Annotated in this window: 15 protein-coding genes; 11 read left to right on the top strand and 4 right to left on the bottom strand. The window is 64.3% G+C overall.

Going from position 1 to position 17,184, the window contains the following annotated elements:
- Positions 1-50 precede the first annotated feature (50 nt).
- Entirely contained in the window at positions 51-2,807 is a 2,757-nt protein-coding gene (locus KK137_RS14305; protein WP_214537211.1) for a [protein-PII] uridylyltransferase, read from the top strand.
- 31 nt (positions 2,808-2,838) lie between these two features.
- Here KK137_RS14305 and KK137_RS14300 read toward each other — a convergent pair whose 3' ends face one another.
- Positions 2,839-3,501: a YggS family pyridoxal phosphate-dependent enzyme gene (locus tag KK137_RS14300; protein ID WP_214537210.1), complete on the bottom strand. Its 663-nt coding sequence runs from the start codon at positions 3,499-3,501 to the stop codon at positions 2,839-2,841.
- 21 nt (positions 3,502-3,522) lie between these two features.
- On the opposite strand from KK137_RS14300, the gene KK137_RS14295 reads away from it, so the two are divergent.
- From KK137_RS14295 to KK137_RS14270, 6 genes are all read left to right on the top strand, one after another.
- Entirely contained in the window at positions 3,523-4,062 is a 540-nt protein-coding gene (locus KK137_RS14295) for a thiamine phosphate synthase (RefSeq protein WP_214537209.1), read from the top strand.
- Between the two features lie 63 nt (positions 4,063-4,125).
- Positions 4,126-6,471 (top strand): FtsK/SpoIIIE family DNA translocase, encoded by a 2,346-nt coding sequence (locus KK137_RS14290; protein WP_214537208.1) that lies wholly within the window; start codon positions 4,126-4,128, stop codon positions 6,469-6,471.
- 539 nt (positions 6,472-7,010) lie between these two features.
- Positions 7,011-7,451 carry a PRC-barrel domain containing protein gene (locus KK137_RS14285; protein ID WP_214537207.1) on the top strand — a complete coding sequence of 147 codons (441 nt, stop codon included), beginning with the start codon at positions 7,011-7,013 and terminating at the stop codon, positions 7,449-7,451.
- A gap of 60 nt (positions 7,452-7,511) precedes the next feature.
- Positions 7,512-7,691 carry a hypothetical protein gene (locus KK137_RS14280; protein WP_214537206.1) on the top strand — a complete coding sequence of 60 codons (180 nt, stop codon included), beginning with the start codon at positions 7,512-7,514 and terminating at the stop codon, positions 7,689-7,691.
- 64 nt (positions 7,692-7,755) lie between these two features.
- Positions 7,756-8,370 (top strand): hypothetical protein, encoded by a 615-nt coding sequence (locus KK137_RS14275; RefSeq protein WP_214537205.1) that lies wholly within the window; start codon positions 7,756-7,758, stop codon positions 8,368-8,370.
- 37 nt (positions 8,371-8,407) lie between these two features.
- A complete protein-coding gene (locus KK137_RS14270; RefSeq protein ID WP_214537204.1) occupies positions 8,408-9,634 on the top strand; it encodes an SGNH/GDSL hydrolase family protein in 1,227 nt (408 codons plus the stop codon).
- Positions 9,635-9,872: 238 nt separating this feature from the next.
- Here KK137_RS14270 and KK137_RS14265 read toward each other — a convergent pair whose 3' ends face one another.
- Entirely contained in the window at positions 9,873-10,715 is an 843-nt protein-coding gene (locus tag KK137_RS14265; protein ID WP_214537203.1) for an outer membrane protein, read from the bottom strand.
- A 171-nt stretch (positions 10,716-10,886) separates the two neighbouring features.
- A complete protein-coding gene (locus tag KK137_RS14260) occupies positions 10,887-12,233 on the bottom strand; it encodes a L,D-transpeptidase family protein (RefSeq protein WP_214537202.1) in 1,347 nt (448 codons plus the stop codon).
- 451 nt (positions 12,234-12,684) lie between these two features.
- Here KK137_RS14260 and ald point away from each other — a divergent pair, with 451 nt between their 5' ends.
- From ald to KK137_RS14240, 4 genes are all read left to right on the top strand, one after another.
- The gene (ald, locus tag KK137_RS14255; RefSeq protein WP_214537201.1) at positions 12,685-13,800 is read left to right on the top strand and encodes an alanine dehydrogenase; all 1,116 of its coding nucleotides are present in this window, start codon (positions 12,685-12,687) and stop codon (positions 13,798-13,800) included.
- A gap of 74 nt (positions 13,801-13,874) precedes the next feature.
- The gene (locus KK137_RS14250) at positions 13,875-14,819 is read left to right on the top strand and encodes a hypothetical protein (RefSeq protein ID WP_214537200.1); all 945 of its coding nucleotides are present in this window, start codon (positions 13,875-13,877) and stop codon (positions 14,817-14,819) included.
- Between the two features lie 61 nt (positions 14,820-14,880).
- On the top strand, positions 14,881-15,882 hold the full coding sequence (locus KK137_RS14245; RefSeq protein WP_214537199.1) for a L,D-transpeptidase family protein: 1,002 nt from the start codon (positions 14,881-14,883) through the stop codon (positions 15,880-15,882).
- A gap of 148 nt (positions 15,883-16,030) precedes the next feature.
- Entirely contained in the window at positions 16,031-16,702 is a 672-nt protein-coding gene (locus KK137_RS14240) for a hypothetical protein (protein WP_214537198.1), read from the top strand.
- 77 nt (positions 16,703-16,779) lie between these two features.
- On the opposite strand, the gene KK137_RS14235 is transcribed toward KK137_RS14240, so the two are convergent.
- Positions 16,780-17,178, bottom strand: a complete 399-nt coding sequence (locus tag KK137_RS14235) for an acyl-CoA thioesterase (protein ID WP_214537197.1) — start codon at positions 17,176-17,178, stop codon at positions 16,780-16,782.
- Positions 17,179-17,184 lie beyond the last annotated feature (6 nt).

The raw sequence follows: 17,184 nt of genomic DNA, 5'->3' as shown, positions 1-17,184 counted from the left end.
GTTCGCCATTCTGCCGCCTCAAAGGCGCTGGATATGGGGCCTGACCCTAAGTGAGCACGCCTAGCATCCCCAACCAGCGCGCGGTCCTCGATCGCCGCGTGCTTGCCGCCTCGATCGCCGACGCCGTGGCGGAAGCGGGCGCCCAAGCGGCGCGGCCGCGGATCGTCGAGCTGTTGCGCGGGGCGCTTGAAGACGGGCGGACCGAGCTGGCCCGGCGCTTCGCCGAACGCCCGACCAAGGGCTACGAAGTAGTCCATGGTCACGCTTTCCTGATCGACCAGCTGATCCGCGTCCTGCACGACCACGTCATCGCCGATCTCTATCCCGCGCCGAACCGTTCGAAGGGGGAGCGCCTGACCCTCATCGCGGTTGGCGGCTACGGACGCGGCGAAATGGCCCCGTTTTCGGACATCGACATCGCCTTCATCACGCCGGGCAAGACCACGCCGTGGTGCGAACAGGTGATCGAGGCGCTGCTCTATTACCTGTGGGACCTTGGCCTCAAGGTTGGCCATTCAAGCCGCTCGCTTGACGAGATGGTGCGCATGGCGAAAGCCGACTTGACGATCCGCACCGCGATCCTCGAAGGCCGTTACCTATGGGGTGACCAGAAGCTCTACGACGAGGCCAGCCGCCGTTTCTGGGAAGATGTGGTTCCCGGATCCGAGGCGCAGTTCGTGTCGGAGAAGCTGGCTGAACGAAACGCCCGCCACAAGCGCATGGGCGACAGCCGCTACGTCGTCGAACCCAATGTGAAGGACGGGAAGGGCGGCCTGCGCGACCTGCAGACTCTCTACTGGATCGGCAAGTACATTCACCGGGTGCGCGATGCCGCCGAACTGGTCGATGTCGGTCTGCTCACCCAGCGCGAATACCGCAGTTTCCGCCGAGCCGAACAATTTCTGCTGGCGGTGCGCAGCCACCTCCACACGATCACGCGCCGGGCAGAGGATCGCTTGACCTTCGACCTCCAGCGCGAGGTCGCCAGGCGGATGCAATTCGCCGACCGGACCGGCAAGAGCGCCGTCGAGCGCTTCATGCAGTACTACTTTCTCCAGGCGCAGCACGTCGGCAATGTAACTGGTGTGTTCCTGGCCCACATCGATGAGCAGATGGGCCAGCGGAAGCGGCCCAAGGGCCTGCTCGCCAGCTTCCGCAGCCGGCCGCGCATGTTCAAGGGCTACCGCATCGTCGGCGGGCGCATCTGCGCGCCGGGAGACGAGTGGTTCCAGCAGGACCCGATCCGGCTGATCGAGATTTTCCAGATCGCCGAGGAAGAGGGCCTGGAAATCCACCCCGAGACGATGCGCATGGCGCGCCGCGACGCCGAGCTGATCCGCGAGGACACCCGCCGCGATCCGCGTGCGAATACGCTATTCCTCAAGCTGCTGACCGGACGGCGCGACCCCGAAACCGTCCTGCGCTGGATGAACGAAGCGGGCGTGTTCGGTCGCTTCGTGCCCGACTTCGGCAAGGTGAACGCGCAGATGCAGTTCGACATGTATCACCACTATACGGTCGACGAGCACACCATCCGGGCGATCGGGCTGCTGGCACAGATCGAACGAGGAGAGCTGAAGGACGATCACCCGCTCGCAACCGAGCTTCTGCCCCAGCTCGGCAATCGCACGGTGCTCTACGTCGCCACCCTCTTGCACGACATCGCCAAGGGTCGGGGCGGGGATCACTCGATCTTGGGTGCCGAAGTCGCGATGAAGCTGTGCCCTCGGTTGGGGATGAGCGAGGACGAGACCGAAATGGTTGCCTGGCTCGTGCGCTGGCACCTGCTGATGAGCGCCACCGCGTTCAAGCGCGATCTTTCGGACCCCAAGACGATCACCGACTTCGTCTCGCAAGTGCAGACCCTTGAGCGGCTGCGGCAGTTGGTCATGTTGACCATCGTCGACATCCGCGCGGTCGGACCGGGGATCTGGAACAGCTGGAAGCGCCAATTGCTCGGCGAGCTCTATGAGCTTTCCGAAGAGCGCATGCGGCTCGGCCACAAGCGCCATGGCCGCAAGGAGCGGATCGACGCCAAGAAGGCGCGGGTTGCCGAACTGCTCGACAATGACGCGCACCTTATCGACGAGCTCGAAGACCGCTTCGACGATGCCTACTGGATCGCCGAGCCCGAAGACATCATCGCCCTCAACGTACCGATCTACGCCGCCGCCAAGGAGGCCGAGGAAAGGCTCACCATCTTCGCCCAGTACTACCCGGCGCGCGGGGCGACGCTTGTAACGGTGATCGGCGACGACCACCCCGGCCTGTTCTACCGCATCGCCGGGGCGATCAGTCTTGCCGGGGCCAACATCATCGACGCGCGCATCCACACGACGCGCGTGGGCAAGGCGGTCGACAACTTCCTGGTGCAGGACCCGCTGGGCAAGCCGTTCCAGGAGAAGGATCAGCTTACCCGCCTGCAGACCACGATCGAGGACGCACTCGCCGGCAAGATCGAACTGGTCCCGCAGCTCGCCAAGCGCCCGCTCGCCCGCCCGCGTGCGGAAAGTTTCGAGGTGCGTCCGACCGTGCTGTTCGACAACAAGGCCTCGGGCCGCTTCACCGTGATCGAAGTAACCGCGCGCGACCGGCCGGCGCTGCTTAACAAGCTCGCCAGGACGCTGTTCGAATGCCGGTTGATGGTGAACTCGGCCCACATCACACACTACGGCGAGCGCGCGGTCGACAATTTCTACGTGACCGACTTGCTGGGCGGAAAAGTCACCGCGCAAGACCGGCTTAAGGAAGTCGAGCGGGCTTTGCTGAAGGCAGCAGGGGAGCCGGCGGACGCCGAGATGGCCTGATCAAAAGCCCTCTCCCCTTTGGGGAAGGCAATTAGCCCCTCCCGCCGAACAGCGCCGTCCCCACTCGAATGTGCGTCGCGCCGAGCGTGATCGCGGTTTCGAAATCACCGCTCATCCCCATCGAGCGACCTTCGAGGCCATTGTCGCGGGAAAGCTTGTCGAGGAACGCGAAGAACGGCGCCGGCTCGATCCCGAACGGGGGAACGCACATCAAGCCCGCGAGCGGGATTTCGAGGGCGCGCGCTTCGGCCAGAAGGCCGGGTAAATCAGCGATTGCGCAGCCGCCCTTTTGCTCCTCATTGCCGACGTTAACCTGAACGAAGCACGGAACGGCCTTTCCCAGCTTCTGCATCGCCTGTGCGATCGATCGGGCGAGGCTCGGCCGGTCGAGCGAATGAATCGCGTCGAACAGCGCCACGGCGTCCTCCGCCTTGTTGGACTGAAGCTGGCCGACGAGATGCAACTGCACGCCCGGAAAGCGTTCGCGCAGTTCCGGCCACTTGGCCTGGGCCTCCTGCACGCGGTTTTCACCGAACACCCGGCATCCCACTTCTATCAGGCGCTCGACAGCATCGGCGGGGTGGGTCTTGCTCACCGCGATCAGCGTGACGTCGCCGCGTTCGCGCTGGGCGACGCGGCAGGCGTGGGCGATGCGGTCTTCGAGCTCGGCAAGCAGAGTGGCTGCGCTTTCCATCGGGCGCGCTATAGCGGCGCCATGCGTGGACGCCAGACCCTGCCCTCTCTGTGGCTGATTTCCGATGAGCGGAACGACGCCGGCCTGGAGCGCGCTCTAAAACGGCTGCCCCGCGGATCGGGTTTCATCTACCGCCATTATCATCTCGAACCGCACGAACGGGTCGCCCGCTGGTTCGCGCTGCGGGATGTTGCCCGAACGCGAGAACACTGGACGATCCTGGCCGACAGCGCGCTTACCGCCCTCGAATGGGGCGCGCACGGCGTCTACGGCGCCCCGCGCTCGCTGTGGCCGACGCGCGGTCTTATCACTCTCGCCACAGCACATGACCTGGCCGATATCGCGTTGGCCAATCTCAAGAAGGCCGACGCAGTGCTCCTCTCGCCGGTGTTCGCGACCCGCTCGCATCCCCAAGCAGAGACCCTCGGCCCCTCACGGTTTCGCCTCATGGCAGCCCATGCCGAGATGCCGGTCATTGCCCTCGGCGGCATGACCGCGCACAGGGCACGGCGCCTCCGCTGGCCGCACTGGGCGGCGATCGATGGGCTAACTTACCCCTGATTCTTGACGGCGAGTCCGCGCAGGAGGATTATGGGGGTCACACGGACGTAGAGGGAACATCACATGGCCAGCCGCGCAATGACGGGGGCGCAACGGGCGGATTGGCGCGCCGCGTTCCGGCGCTCGCTCGCGCGCGCGGCGCAGCTCACCGGCGCTGCGGTCCTGGGTCTTGCGACGGTGTTCCTCGCGCTCGCCCTCGCGTCCTACACCCTGACCGATCCCTCTGCCTCGACGGCGGCGGGCGGCGAGGTGGCCAACTGGATGGGCCGTCCGGGCGCCTGGGCGGCAGAGCGGGCGCTGTTCCTGTTCGGCCTCGTTGCGGTGCTGTTCCTGCCGATGCTCTATGCCTTCGCCAGCAAGCTATGGCGCGATGCCGGGGACGAGCAGACACCGCATGGCGGCCGCTGGTGGCGAACGTTGGCGCTGCTACTACTGGCGATGGCGCTGATCAGCACCGCGATTGCGCTTGCCAGTCGCGGCAGCGCAATCGAGGCCTGGTTCGACATGCCGGCCTCACTTGGCGGGATCTTCGGGCTGCTCGGCTCCGACGGAGTCAACGCCGTCGCGCGTCGGATTCCCGAAGCTGGGCAATTCTGGGCCAAGCTCGGTCTTGGGCTCCTCAGCCTTGTGGGCGGCGTGGTGCTCGCCGCGCGGGTCTTCGCGTTCGACTGGGCGCGGCTCATGGCTCTGCCCGCCCTCTGGCGTCGCGCACCGTCCCGTCCCGGCCGCGAACCGGAACTCGCCAAGGCTCGGCAGGATCGCCGGGTGCAGCGCGCCGAACCGCTCGACGAGGCGGATGAAGACGCGCCGGCCCGCAAGCCGCCCGAAATCGCCGACTCCCGCCAACCGCCGCGCCCGGCCAAGCTGACAGGCAAGGCGCAGAAGGACCTGTTCGACAGCTATCAGCTGCCGAGCCTCGACCTGCTCGCCGATCCGCCCAAGGACACCGGCCCCAAGCTCGACAAGCTCGCGCTCGAACGCAACGCCCGCCTGCTCGAGAACGTGCTCGACGACTTCAACGTCAAGGGCGAGATCACCGCTGTCCGCACCGGCCCGGTCGTGACCATGTACGAACTCGAGCCCGCGCCCGGCATCAAGGCCAGCCGCGTGATCGGTCTCGCGGAAGACATCGCCCGCAACATGAGCGCGATCAGCGCGCGCGTCAGCCCGATCCCGGGCAAGACCGTGATGGGCATCGAGCTGCCCAACGCCGTGCGCCAGATGGTCAGCTTCAAGGAACTGGCCGCGTGTGAGGCTTTCGCTGACAGCAAGGGCAACTTGCCCATCATCCTCGGCAAGGACATCGCGGGCGAACCTGTCGTGGCCGACCTTGCGGCCATGCCTCACCTGCTGGTCGCGGGCACCACGGGTTCGGGTAAATCGGTCGGGCTCAACACGATCCTGCTATCGCTGCTCTATCGCTTCACTCCGGCCGAATGCCGCCTGATCCTCATCGATCCCAAAGTACTGGAGCTCAAGACCTACGACGACATTCCCCACCTGCTCTCTCCGGTGGTGACCGAACCGGCAAAATCGGTTCGCGCGCTCAAGTGGGCGGTCGAGGAGATGGAACGCCGCTATCGCATGATGAGCGACATCAGCGTGCGCAACATCAACGGCTTCAACGACAAGGTGAAGGCGGCGATCGCCAAGGGTAAGCCTCTCGGCCGCCGCATCCAGACCGGCTTCGACCCCGACACGGGTGAGGAATTAGTCGAGGAAGAACAGCTCGATTACGCGGTCCTGCCACAGATCGTGCTGATCGTCGACGAACTGGCCGACCTTATGGTCACGGTGGGCAAGGAGATCGAGGTCCTCATCCAGCGCCTCAGCCAGAAGAGCCGGGCCGCGGGCATCCACCTGATCATGGCCACTCAGCGTCCTTCGGTCGACGTCATTACCGGCGTGATCAAGGCCAACCTGCCCACACGCGTCAGCTTCCATGTCACCAGCCGCATCGACAGCCGCACCATCCTGGGCGAGCAAGGGGCCGAGCAACTGCTGGGCAAGGGCGACATGCTCTACAAGCCCTCCAGCGGTGCGCTGCGACGCGTTCACGGCCCCTTCGTGAGCGACGAGGAAGTTGAGGACGTCGCGAACCACTGGCGCGCCCAGGGAGAACCCGAGTACATCGATTCCGTCACCGAAGAGCCCGAAGACGGCTTCATGAGCTTCGAGGACGACTTTACCGCCTCCGACAACCCGGAAGAACGGAAGTACCGTCAGGCGTGCCAGATCGTGTTTGAAGCGCAGAAGGCCAGCGGATCGTGGCTGCAGCGGCAGATGGGTGTGGGCTACAACACCGCCGCCAAGTGGATCGAGCGGATGGAAGAAGACGGCCTCGTCGGGCCAGCCAACCACGTTGGCCGGAGGGAGATCTACCGCGACAGGGACGGCAACCCGCTCTAGGACCAGAGTATTGAACTCTAAGCGGAGCTCCTGGTCCCCCGATCGGGTTGTTGACCCTACTCGCCCAATCTTGCAGTGGCCCGCGCGATGGCAAAGGAAGAACAGCGGCGACGGCTAGCCGTCCGCAAACAGAGATCGGTGCTCACTCTAAAGGTGGCTATCATAGTACTCGTGGCGGCAAGTCTCGCCGCTTGGGCGGCCATCTTGTTCCCCTGACGTACTCGGGGGCAAGCTCCTGGAGTCCCGTTACCCAGAGGCGCCAACACCCGCGTTGTCCGCGCTCCTTCCCCGCTCCCACGAATCGTAGGCATCCTGGCCACCGCCAATGTCATGAGCGGCGTCCCGAAGTCCGGAACATGTGCAGCGAGTCCAAGGACGGGCTCGGCTGGATTCAGCTTCACGCCGTTACGGAAACCCGGTACTCATATTCTCCGGCAAACTCGGCGCGGGGTTGAATCATGGCAGGGGAACCCCTTCAGTCGCCAATCAGTTGCACTTTGGCGCGGTACCTCTCGCCGCGCGCCGCGGAGACCTTTGCCATGAAACTTACGCTTGCCCTGCTGGCTGGAGCCACCGTCCTTCTGGCGGCGTGCAACAGCTCGAGCGCCGATCGGGCCGAAGACAAGGTCGAGGATGCTGCCGAAGCTACGGCAACCGCGGCGGGAGCGACGCCAGCAGCGTTGGGACTGACCGAGCTACAGTTGCTTGATGCCGACCTGCTCGGAACCGACGGCACGGCCCGGGGCGATATCATCACCGTGTTGCGCGCTCCTGACGGCCGGGTCGACCGATTGCTGGTCGAAGTCGAGAACAGCGACCCCGATCGCTACGTAGAGATTCCCATTCAGGGTCTCGTCGTGCTGACACGCGGCGACAGTACCGACTTGGTGACGACGCGAACTGCCGCCGACTTCGATGCGATGCCGGCCGCAACGCTTCCCACGGCCACACCAGCGTCCACATCTACCGCTACGCCGTAAGCCTTCCACACTGCCCAGGGGAGAAATCTTGGAACACGCCGGCAGCGGAAGCGCTGCCCCATGAGGGATGTCCTGCAAATCCTGATAGAGATCGTGCTCGGCATAGCCGGCGCGGTCTTCTTCGGGTCACTTACCGTTGTCATCGTCGCGCTCGCTGTCGGCTGCGTCGCTTTCGGTAGTTGCTGGAGCATTATAGGCTGGCGGCGGCGGCGGGCCGCTCGGCTGCGCGGCCGCGATTGATCGTTCTCGCGCTGGCCGTATTGCACACCTATAGTCGCTTCAAAACACAACGGGCGGAGAGGCCATGACCAGCAAGTACGAAGCCGAAGTCTATCACTGCATGGACTCGACGTTTGAGCTCTACGAGCGAACCGAAAACCCGCTCCACCGCGCGATCCTTCTCAACTACTGGCGCCACGTGCACCTTGAAGGCGCGGCCATGTTCGAGGAAATCACCGCGCCCGACATGATGGCCGACAATCCCAAGTACCACATCACCTGGGGCGACAGCCCGTTCCAGGTCGAGGGACGCAAGGGCGTGTTCGATTTCTATTCGAGCATCGGCGACATCGTGCTGTGGAATTCGGGCGACAAGATCGCGGTCGCCGACTGGGGTATCGCCGACGAGATGTGGTTCCACCAGATGTCCACCGGCGCGGAGCTCAGGAAGATCGGTCACAAGGTGGACAAGGACGACGGGCTCTATCTGGTCTCCAGCCGCCAGGCCTTCATCTGGCCCTATAACGACCGCGCGCTCCTGACCGGTGAGCATCTTTACGAGGACAAGTCGACGCTGACGATCGAGGAGATCGATCCCGCCCAAGCGATGACCCCGGCGCGAGTGCGCGAAATTCACAAGGAGTGCCTGGCGGACATGGAAGCCAGGATGGGTGCAAACTATTGGGTCTATCGCGGCTGAGGCGAAGATCGGCAGAGACGTCTTGGGAGGGACTAGCATGAGACTGGCAATTTATCGGCTCGCGGGCGCGGCCGCGGTACTACTCGCAGCCCCGGCACAGGCCGAATGGGTCGCGAGCTGGACGGCCGCACCGCATGCCCCACTGGGCACCGAAGGGCCGTTCGCGGCAGCTTCCTACGAAAACGTCACGCTGACGCAGATCCTGCGCCTGTCCGAAGGGGGCAAGCAGCTAAGGGTAAGGTTCTCCAACCGCTACGGCCCAGCGCCGCTCGAGATCGGCGCCGCGCGGATCGTGCAGATCGACGGTTCCGGAAACGAAGTCCCGGGTACGGCTCGCATGCTGACGTTTGGCGGCGCTCCCTCGGCCGTGATCCCGCGCGGTGCGCCTTTCGTGAGCGATGCGGTGAATGTCAATGTGCCTGACCTCGCCCGAATGAAGGTCGAAATCTATCTGCCCAAGGCAACCGGCCCGTGCACCTGCCACCTGACTGGGACCGATGAGCTGGCTGTCTCGCCACCGGGCAACTTCCTCGGCAAGCCATTCGAACCTGTCGACCGCAAGCAGTTTCGCGCCTTCCTGTCGGGCATAGAGGTGGATTCACCCGACGCCTTGGGTACGATCGTTGCCTACGGGGATTCGATCACCGACGGCGTGGGCTCGACTCCCGGTGCGAATAGGCGGTGGCCCGACATTCTGGCCAACCGCCTGCAGGACGCGGGGAAGGAGTGGGCCGTCGCCAACCAGGCGATCAGCGGCAACCGGATTCTCAGCCCAGGCATGGGTGAAAGCGCGCTGTCGCGTTTCGACGAGGACGTGTTGAGCCTGCCGAACGTGAAGTACATCATCGTATTCGAAGGGGTGAACGACATTGGCAACCGCTTCGGGGTTCGCGCCGGAGGACCGCAGCTCCCGGGCCTCGACCAGCCGCAGTTCGATGTCGAGGAGATGATCGCCGGCTACAAGCAGATCGTCGCGCGCGCGCATGCCAAGGGGATCAAGGTGATCGGTTCACCGATTGGGCCCTACAAGGGCGCCAGCTACTGGTCGGAAGAAGGCGAGGCCGCTCGCCAGAAGATCAATGACTGGATCCTCAACAGCGGAACCTTTGACGCGACGGTACGCCTCGACACGGCCTTCGCCGACCCGACCGACCCGCAGAAGATGCGCGAAGGCTATCATATGGGCGACCATCTGCATGGCAGCGACGCCGGGCTGAATGCGGTTGGGGAGTCGATCGACCTTGGCTTGTTCAAGCGGGACTGAGTCCTGTCGGACTCCTTCCCGAGCTTGCTCGGAAAGGCAGTGCGCTTTGCAGCCGCGTGACAGGGGGTTAGCTTCCCAACGCGACTGCCCGTTCCCGCATTCGCCTTCCGAAGGACCCCTTCTCCGGTCAGTTTCGGAGGGAGATCTTGTCATAGGAATGCAGTGACTCGCTGCTCGGCACAAAAAAAGGGTGGCACGCGGTTGCGTGCCACCCCTTCTTTCATGTGCGAACCTGGCGTTAGCCGCGTTCGCCCACCGGAGCCACCGGCGGAGGCGGCGGAGCCGGGCAGGCTGCCGTCACCGGAACCACCTGGCCGTTCGGGCAGGTCTTGGTCTGCGGCGGCGGCGGCGGGGGAGGCGGCGGAGGCGGAGGCGGAGGCGGCGGCGGGGGCGGCGGCGGAGGCGGCGGAGCCGCACCACCGAAGTTGAACACTACGCCACCGAGCAAGCTGTGCGAGCTGAACGAGGTCTCGCCCAGACGGGTGCCATCGTCGAGATCGACACCGCCGGCATTGAAGTAACGATACTTCAGGGTCACGTCGACAGAGTCGCTGATCGCCTGACGCACGCCCGCGATGATCTGCCAAGCGAAGCCCGAGTCCTTGTCGTCAAGGAACGGCGGGACGTTGTCATACAGACGAGCGTTGTTCAGGCCGACTTCAGCCCAACCAACACCGCCGCCGACGAAGCCCGAAAGGCCGTCATCGTCGCCGAAATCGAGCATGCCGTTGACCATGAAGCTCAGCGCGCTGGCATTGCCGCCACCAGCGGGAACCGTGGTGGTCACAGTGCCGCCCGGAAGGGCAATCTGGCTGCTCAGTTCATCAAGGCGAGCCTTCTTGTAGGCCGCTTCGCCTTCGAGCCTGAACCCGCCGAAGTCGTAACCGATGATGACGTCGCCGTCATAACCGAAGTCGGTGTCCAGGATGACTGCGTCGTCCAGACCGTTAACGTCGATCTTGAGGTCGTTAGTGATCATGCCACCGAACTCAACACCGGCGTAAACCGCATTTTCGCGCGCTAGCGCCGGAGTCGACAGAGCGACCGCGGCGGTTGCGAGGCCTAATGCAATCTTTCGCATTGGATTCCCCTTCAAATCTTCTGTCGCCCCGACGGATCCCACACCCGTCCACGCGTCGGCGACAGTCTTCCTCACGACTCACAGGCCCGCGCTGTGTTCCTGAGGAAAATTAGTTTTTCATCATAGGTACGTTGCTGTTGCATTGCTGCAACGGTTTGCGGACGAAGGTCATTACGGAAGTCGAGCGAGCTGAGGCGCATCCGCGCTATCGCGCGCGTATGGGTCAGAGCCGACGGCCAGCCCCCCGCCATTCGGCTGAATGGTCAGGTAAGTCATGTAGATCGGTACCGGCTCGGCAAGATCAACGCGCTGCTCGGGCGACGCTCCAACGGTCGGCATTGAACCCTGGAACAACCAGCGGCCGAACCGGGCCGCATCTTCCAGCCGGACGCAGCCGTTGCTGAACTGACGCGCACTCTCGAGCATCAACTTCTTGTCGGGAGTATCGTGCAGATAGATCCCCATCGGATTGGGAAACTCGTACTTCACCTTGCCCATCGCGTTGGCGGCACTGGGCTTCTGACGAACCGGCTGTTCGACAGATCCGTCACGGATCGCCTGCCAATTGACCGATGTAGGATCGAGCACCTGGGCATTCGGGCCGAACTCGGAGATGACTTCGTAGCCCCGTGTGCGCAGATAGTTGATGCCCTGCGCCAGGACGTTCTTCGAAATCGTCTTCTGCACCAGGTTGGCCGGCACATTCCAATAGGGATTGAGCGTGGCGTAACGGATATAGCCCGCCATGATCGGCGTCTGGGTGTCCACCTTACCGACGACCACCTTCATGGAATCGACCACCTGGCCGCCTTCGTACATGAACAGCCGCGCGCTCGCGATATCGATCACGACGTGCCGGGGCCATGGCGGAGCCGGTAGGGCACGCACTCTATTGAGGCTTGCCCTCGCCGGCAGCATCATCGACGCCGCATCGGGCTGAGCCATCAACTTCTGCCGCAGTTCACCGTACAGCGGATGCATCCACTGAATGTGCGAGACGTAATCCTCAAGCGAAGGCGCGGCGGCCGCAGCATCGAGCACGGTGTGCGCCGCCGGTTCGACCGGCTTCAGCACGTCATGCTCGTAGAACATGGAATTGTTTCCGGTGTTACTGATCGCGGCCGCATAAGTAGCCAGCGTGCGCGAAAGCAGCAGTTCGGCATTAGCCAGGTTGGCCGGAGATGCGTTCTGTTCTGCCAACGAGATGGCATTCGCCAGCTCCGTCGCCCCAAGCGCCGATGGGTCGAGCCCGTCGAACTCAGCCGTCTGGACCAGCTTCAGCAAAGAATGCGCCGCCGGGTCGAGCTGACCGTTCTTTATCCACACCTGACCGTCGCGGTGAGTGTAGAAGGCGAGCATATCGCCCTTGGCCTGTTCGACGATCAACGAATGCAACTGAAGCGAACCCGCCCCCTGCGCATGCGCCGGCAGTGAGAATGAAGCCGCCAACGCCATCGGCAGCACGGCCCGCCGGATCCCGGTGCGAACCGCGCTAAAGTACTGATTTGATTTCACCATATTGCACCCACAAAGCACTCGCTGAGCCGAAATTCAAGAGGCTGCGTCCTGCGACGCGCGAGCCAGGCATGTCGCAGGCTATTCCTTAATGGCTAATTTCTCAAGCCAATGCCGCGCTTCCCTCGCCTCGCGACAGGACTGTCCCGTCCGCCTGCAAACGTCTTCAAGCGCCTCTACGTTCCGGCGCTGCTGGTCGAAAAAATAAGGATCGGTGAGAATTTTGGGCGAATAGAACTCCCGCCTCGTCGCCGTTTGCGACGTTTGGCTCTGCTGGACTTGCGAGGACCCGTCCCGCCCCCCGAGCATAAAGCCGAGCGGAAAGGCGATCCCCACCCCGACGAGCAGGGCGCATCCGATCCGTGCCAGTCCCTTCCCGTCCACCCGCTTGCCTCCAATCCCCTGATTGCGCCCTTACTGCGGCTCACCTACCAAGACGCCAAGGAGAATGCTCATGCTGATCGGCTGCCCGCGAGAGATCAAGAACCGCGAGTACCGCGTCGGCCTCACGCCCGAAAGCGCGAAGGAGCTGGTCCGCCACGGGCACGAGGTCTGGGTCGAGACGGGCGCGGGCCTCGGCATCGGCGCCGACGATGGTCAGTATCGCGAAGCGGGAGCCAGGATCGTCGACGGTTCGGCCCCGATCTTCGCCGAGTGCGAGATGGTCGTGAAGGTGAAGGAGCCCCAGGCGGCGGAGCGGGCCCAGCTACGCGAAGGGCAGATCCTCTACACCTACCTTCACCTTGCCCCCGATCCCGAGCAGACCGCCGAACTCGTCAAGTCGGGGGTGACGGCTATCGCCTACGAGACCGTTACCGGACCCGGCGGCACTCTGCCCCTGCTCAAGCCAATGAGCCAGGTGGCGGGCCGCATGAGCATCCAGGCCGGCGCCACGGCGCTCGAGAAGGAAAATGGCGGCCGCGGCGTGCTCCTGGGCGGGGTGCCCGGCGTCATGCCCGGCGTCGTGATCGTGATCGGTGGCGGCGTCGTGGGCTTCAACGCCGCGCAGATGGCCGTCGGGCTCGGTGCCGACGTCACCGTACTCGACAACAATCCTGATACGCTTGAGAAGCTGGGCATCCACTTCGAAAGCCGCGCCAAGACGCGCTTTTCCAACCAGGCCAACATCGCCAGCGCGATCTGCGCTGCGGACCTGGTCATTGGCGCGGTGCTGGTTCCCGGCGCTGCCGCTCCCAAGCTGGTCACGCGCGACATGCTCCAGTGCATGAAGCCCGGCGCGGTGCTGGTCGACGTCGCGATCGACCAGGGCGGATGCTTCGAGACGAGCCATCCGACCACGCACGACAACCCGACTTTCGTGGTCGACGGAATAGTCCACTACTGCGTGGCCAACATGCCGGGTGCGGTCGCCCGCACAAGCACCTACGCTCTGAACAACGTGACCCTGCCGCGCGCGCTGAAGATCGCCGACCTGGGCTGGAAGGAAGCCATGCGGCTCGATCCTCACCTGGCCGAGGGACTTAACGTTCATGCCGGACGAGTGACTTATCCGGCAGTCGCGCAAGAACTCGGCTACGACTTGCTGCCGGTCGAACAGGCGCTCGCCTGATCCTCCATCGTTCCCGGTTGATCGGACGGGGAATTTCGGTCAGCCTGCGGATCTCCGCAAAAAGGGGCCCGGGGATGCTCGCTGTCTGGCGCGTCGCAATGCTTCCGCTCGCGATGCTGATCGCGGCCCCGGCTCATGCAAGCGACCCTGCGCCAGAAGACCCGCAAGCCGCGTCGCCGGGAGAACAGCCCTCGAATGCCGCAGAGGGCGAGAACAGCATCATCGTCACCGGCAGGGTTGCTCCGCCGACTCGCGAGGAGGTCTACCAACAGGCCCTCGACGTCAGCCGCGTCGACACCGGCCGTCTCTACGAGGAAGCCCTGGCGCGGATCACCACCCCCATCTGCCCCGCCGTCGACGGCCTCCGGCCCGAATTGGCCGGCGAGATCGTCGACCGCATCCGTGCCAATGCCGCGCGCCTGAACTTGCGGCTCGGCGGCTCGCGGTGCTCGACCAATATCCTCGTGACCTTCGTCGACGACGGACAGGAACTTCTCAACGACCTCGCCGAGAATCACCCGCGGATGTTCAACCTGGTCGAGAAGTCCGAGCAGACCGAGCTACTGGCCGCCGAAGCCCCGGTGCGCGTGTGGAACGTGGTCGAGACCAAGTGGCGCAACGGCGCCCCGCTTCCCTATTGGCGCGGCAAGCCGCAGCGGCCCAGCGTGCGGGGCAGCACCGACCTGTTCCTGCCGACGCGCAACGACATCAACTTCGCCCTCGTCGTGTTCGACCGCGAGGCGGTGGTGGGCCTATCGGCGGTCCAGCTGGCCGACTACGCGACCATGCGCGGCCTGAGCCACACCCGCCCGGCCACGAACGACCAGCCGATGGCGACGATCCTGGCGCTGTTCGAGGAGGATTCGGGCGGGGAGCCCGCTGAATTGACGAGCTTCGATATGGGCTATTTGCGCAGCGTCTATTTCTGGCGGCCCGATCGGCCAGTGCCGGGAGTCGGGCGGCTTCAGGGTGTGCGCAGACGGGAAGCGAAGGCGCGCGAGGACTTGTCGGAGCCCTAGGGCGTGGAGGAAGGGAAAGCCCCGATGGCATCGGGCTGACGGTTGTTGCATCATGGGCGCCATGAACCGGACCGCTTTACTGGCCACGTGCTTGGCCGCATGCTTTGTGGGGAGTGCAGCCAGCGCCCAGGCCGTTGACCGGGGCGATCGGTCGATCCTTGAAATGGTCTCGTCGCTGACGCCCGGAGAGTATGTCTGGGCTCCCGAGCTGAGCCCGCAAGGGCCTGCGCTACTCGTCGTCAATCTTGAAACCCAGCACGCCGTCTTGTTTCGCAATGGCGTGCCCATTGCGGCCTCCACCGTATCGACCGGCAGCGAAGGGCATGAGACGCCCACGGGCGTTTTCACCATCCTGCAGAAGCGCAAGGAACATTACTCCAACCGCTACAACAATGCGCCGATGCCCAACATGCAGCGGCTCACGTGGGATGGCATCGCCCTCCATGCAGGGAAGCTGCCGGGGTATCCGGCCTCGCACGGCTGCATCCGCTTGCCGATGGCCTTTTCGGCCTTGCTGTTCGACACGACGCAACTGGGCATGACCGTCGTCATCACGAGCATACCGGCTGTACCGCAAGGCTCGGCCGCCCCCAATGTCACCACCCCGGCCGCTTCAGGCAGCGAGCAGGCCCTCGCCGATGCGCCATTCGAATGGCATCCGGAACGCGCGCCCGAGGGCCTGGTGTCCGTGATCGTCAGCGTGGCGGACCAACGCGCGATCGTGCTCCGTGGTGGAGTGGAGATCGGATCGGCCCCGATACGATCCCTGCGCGCGATAGACAGCGGGACGGCCTATATCCTGCGCAGCTGGGACGATACCGGACGAAAATGGCTAAAGGTGAAGTTCGCGGGTCCGGGCGGAAGCATGGAAGCGACCGTGGACGACGGCGGACAGTTCGACGCCCCCTCTGGCTTCCGTCGCGCGATATCCGATGTCCTCGCGCTGGGTAGTGTCATCATCGTGACGCCGGAATCGCTCACGGCCGGCGCTCCGGGAAGTCAGTTGATGGTCATCGAGGACGACGCCGGTTCCCAGGGCGAGAATACCGGAGGGGGAGAGTAGCCGCGCCCGCAAGGACCCCCGCTTTGCCCCCCGAGCGGTCGAAACTGGCTGGCCCATTTTGCGGACAGTCCGCTAGCGCCCATTGCCCCGCTTGAGCGTTAGACTTTATGTCAGGCGTCCAAGTGCGGAACAGTGAGGCGGGTCACGCATGAATTTCATGCAACTGCTGCAGTCGCTCGACAACCTTCTCTACGAAGTGATGAGCTGGCTGGTGTTCTTTCCGATCACGCTATGGCGCACCGTCAGCCGGCCGCTCCAAATGATGGAATATGCGGACAGCGAGCTCAAGGATCGGCCGGAAAGGCAATACGAAGACACTCTCAGCCCACCCCTGTTCCTGCTGTTGGCCTTGCTGGTCTCGCACTCGATCGGGTTGGCTTTTGGCGAGGGCGTAAACCCGATCGTGGCCAGCAAGACGGGCCTTGCTGCCTATATCGATTCAGACGGCAAGCTGCTCTTGCTCCGTCTGGTGTTCTTTTCCATCGTTCCGCTGATGTTGGCGGCCGCGCTCTTGATCGGGCTGCGCCAGCCGGTGACGCGTGAGCGGTTGAAGCCGCCGTTCTACGCGCAATGCTATCCGGCAGGCGCTTTCGCGCTCGCGCTCGGAACGTCGGTGCTGCTGATGCACGATGGACCTGACAGGGCCAAGCTTGTCGGCGGTGCGATGCTGGTCGTCACGCTCGCGGCCTATTTCTCGGTGCAGGTCGCGTGGTTCCGCCGCTACCTCAAGCGCGGCCTTTTGGTCGCCACCGGCTATGCTGCGGTCGCGCTCGTTGGTGGAATGACCTTCAGCATTGTGTTCGGCTTGTTGTTCACCTGAGGGGGGTGGGACCTGGATCAGGCCAACCACCGGCAAGCGCGCCACGATTCCGGCAGACGGGCCGGTCCGGTCAGCGCTCAGCTCCCCAGGAACGGCGCCGAAACGTCTGCCGGCACGCGCTGCAAACGACCGGTTTCGCGATCGATCATGGCCCAGGTGGTCTTGGCCTTGACCAGGGCCTTGCCCTTCGCGTCGGTGAAGCTGAAGTGGCGGTCGAACCGGGCGCCGGTCGGCTGGTCGAGGATCTCGGTCACGCCTTCCACGCTTTCGCCGAGTTCGATGTTGCCGCGATAGTCGATCTCGTGCCGCGTCACGACCCAGGCATAGGCCGCGGTGTGCGCGGGATCGGCGTCGCGCATCCAGTGAGCCGTCGCCAGGTCCTCCATCCACCGTACCCACACGGTGTTGTTGACGTGCCCGTTCTCGTCGATGTGCTCGGGCAGCGCGGTGAAGGTCATGGCGAAGCGGTTGCTCATCGCTTC

The organism is Croceibacterium selenioxidans (assembly GCF_018599195.1).
GTDB classification, from domain to species: Bacteria; Pseudomonadota; Alphaproteobacteria; order Sphingomonadales; family Sphingomonadaceae; genus Croceibacterium_A; species Croceibacterium_A selenioxidans.
The sequence above is the reverse complement of the archived record's forward strand: the minus strand, read 5'-3'. Positions and strand labels throughout refer to the sequence as shown.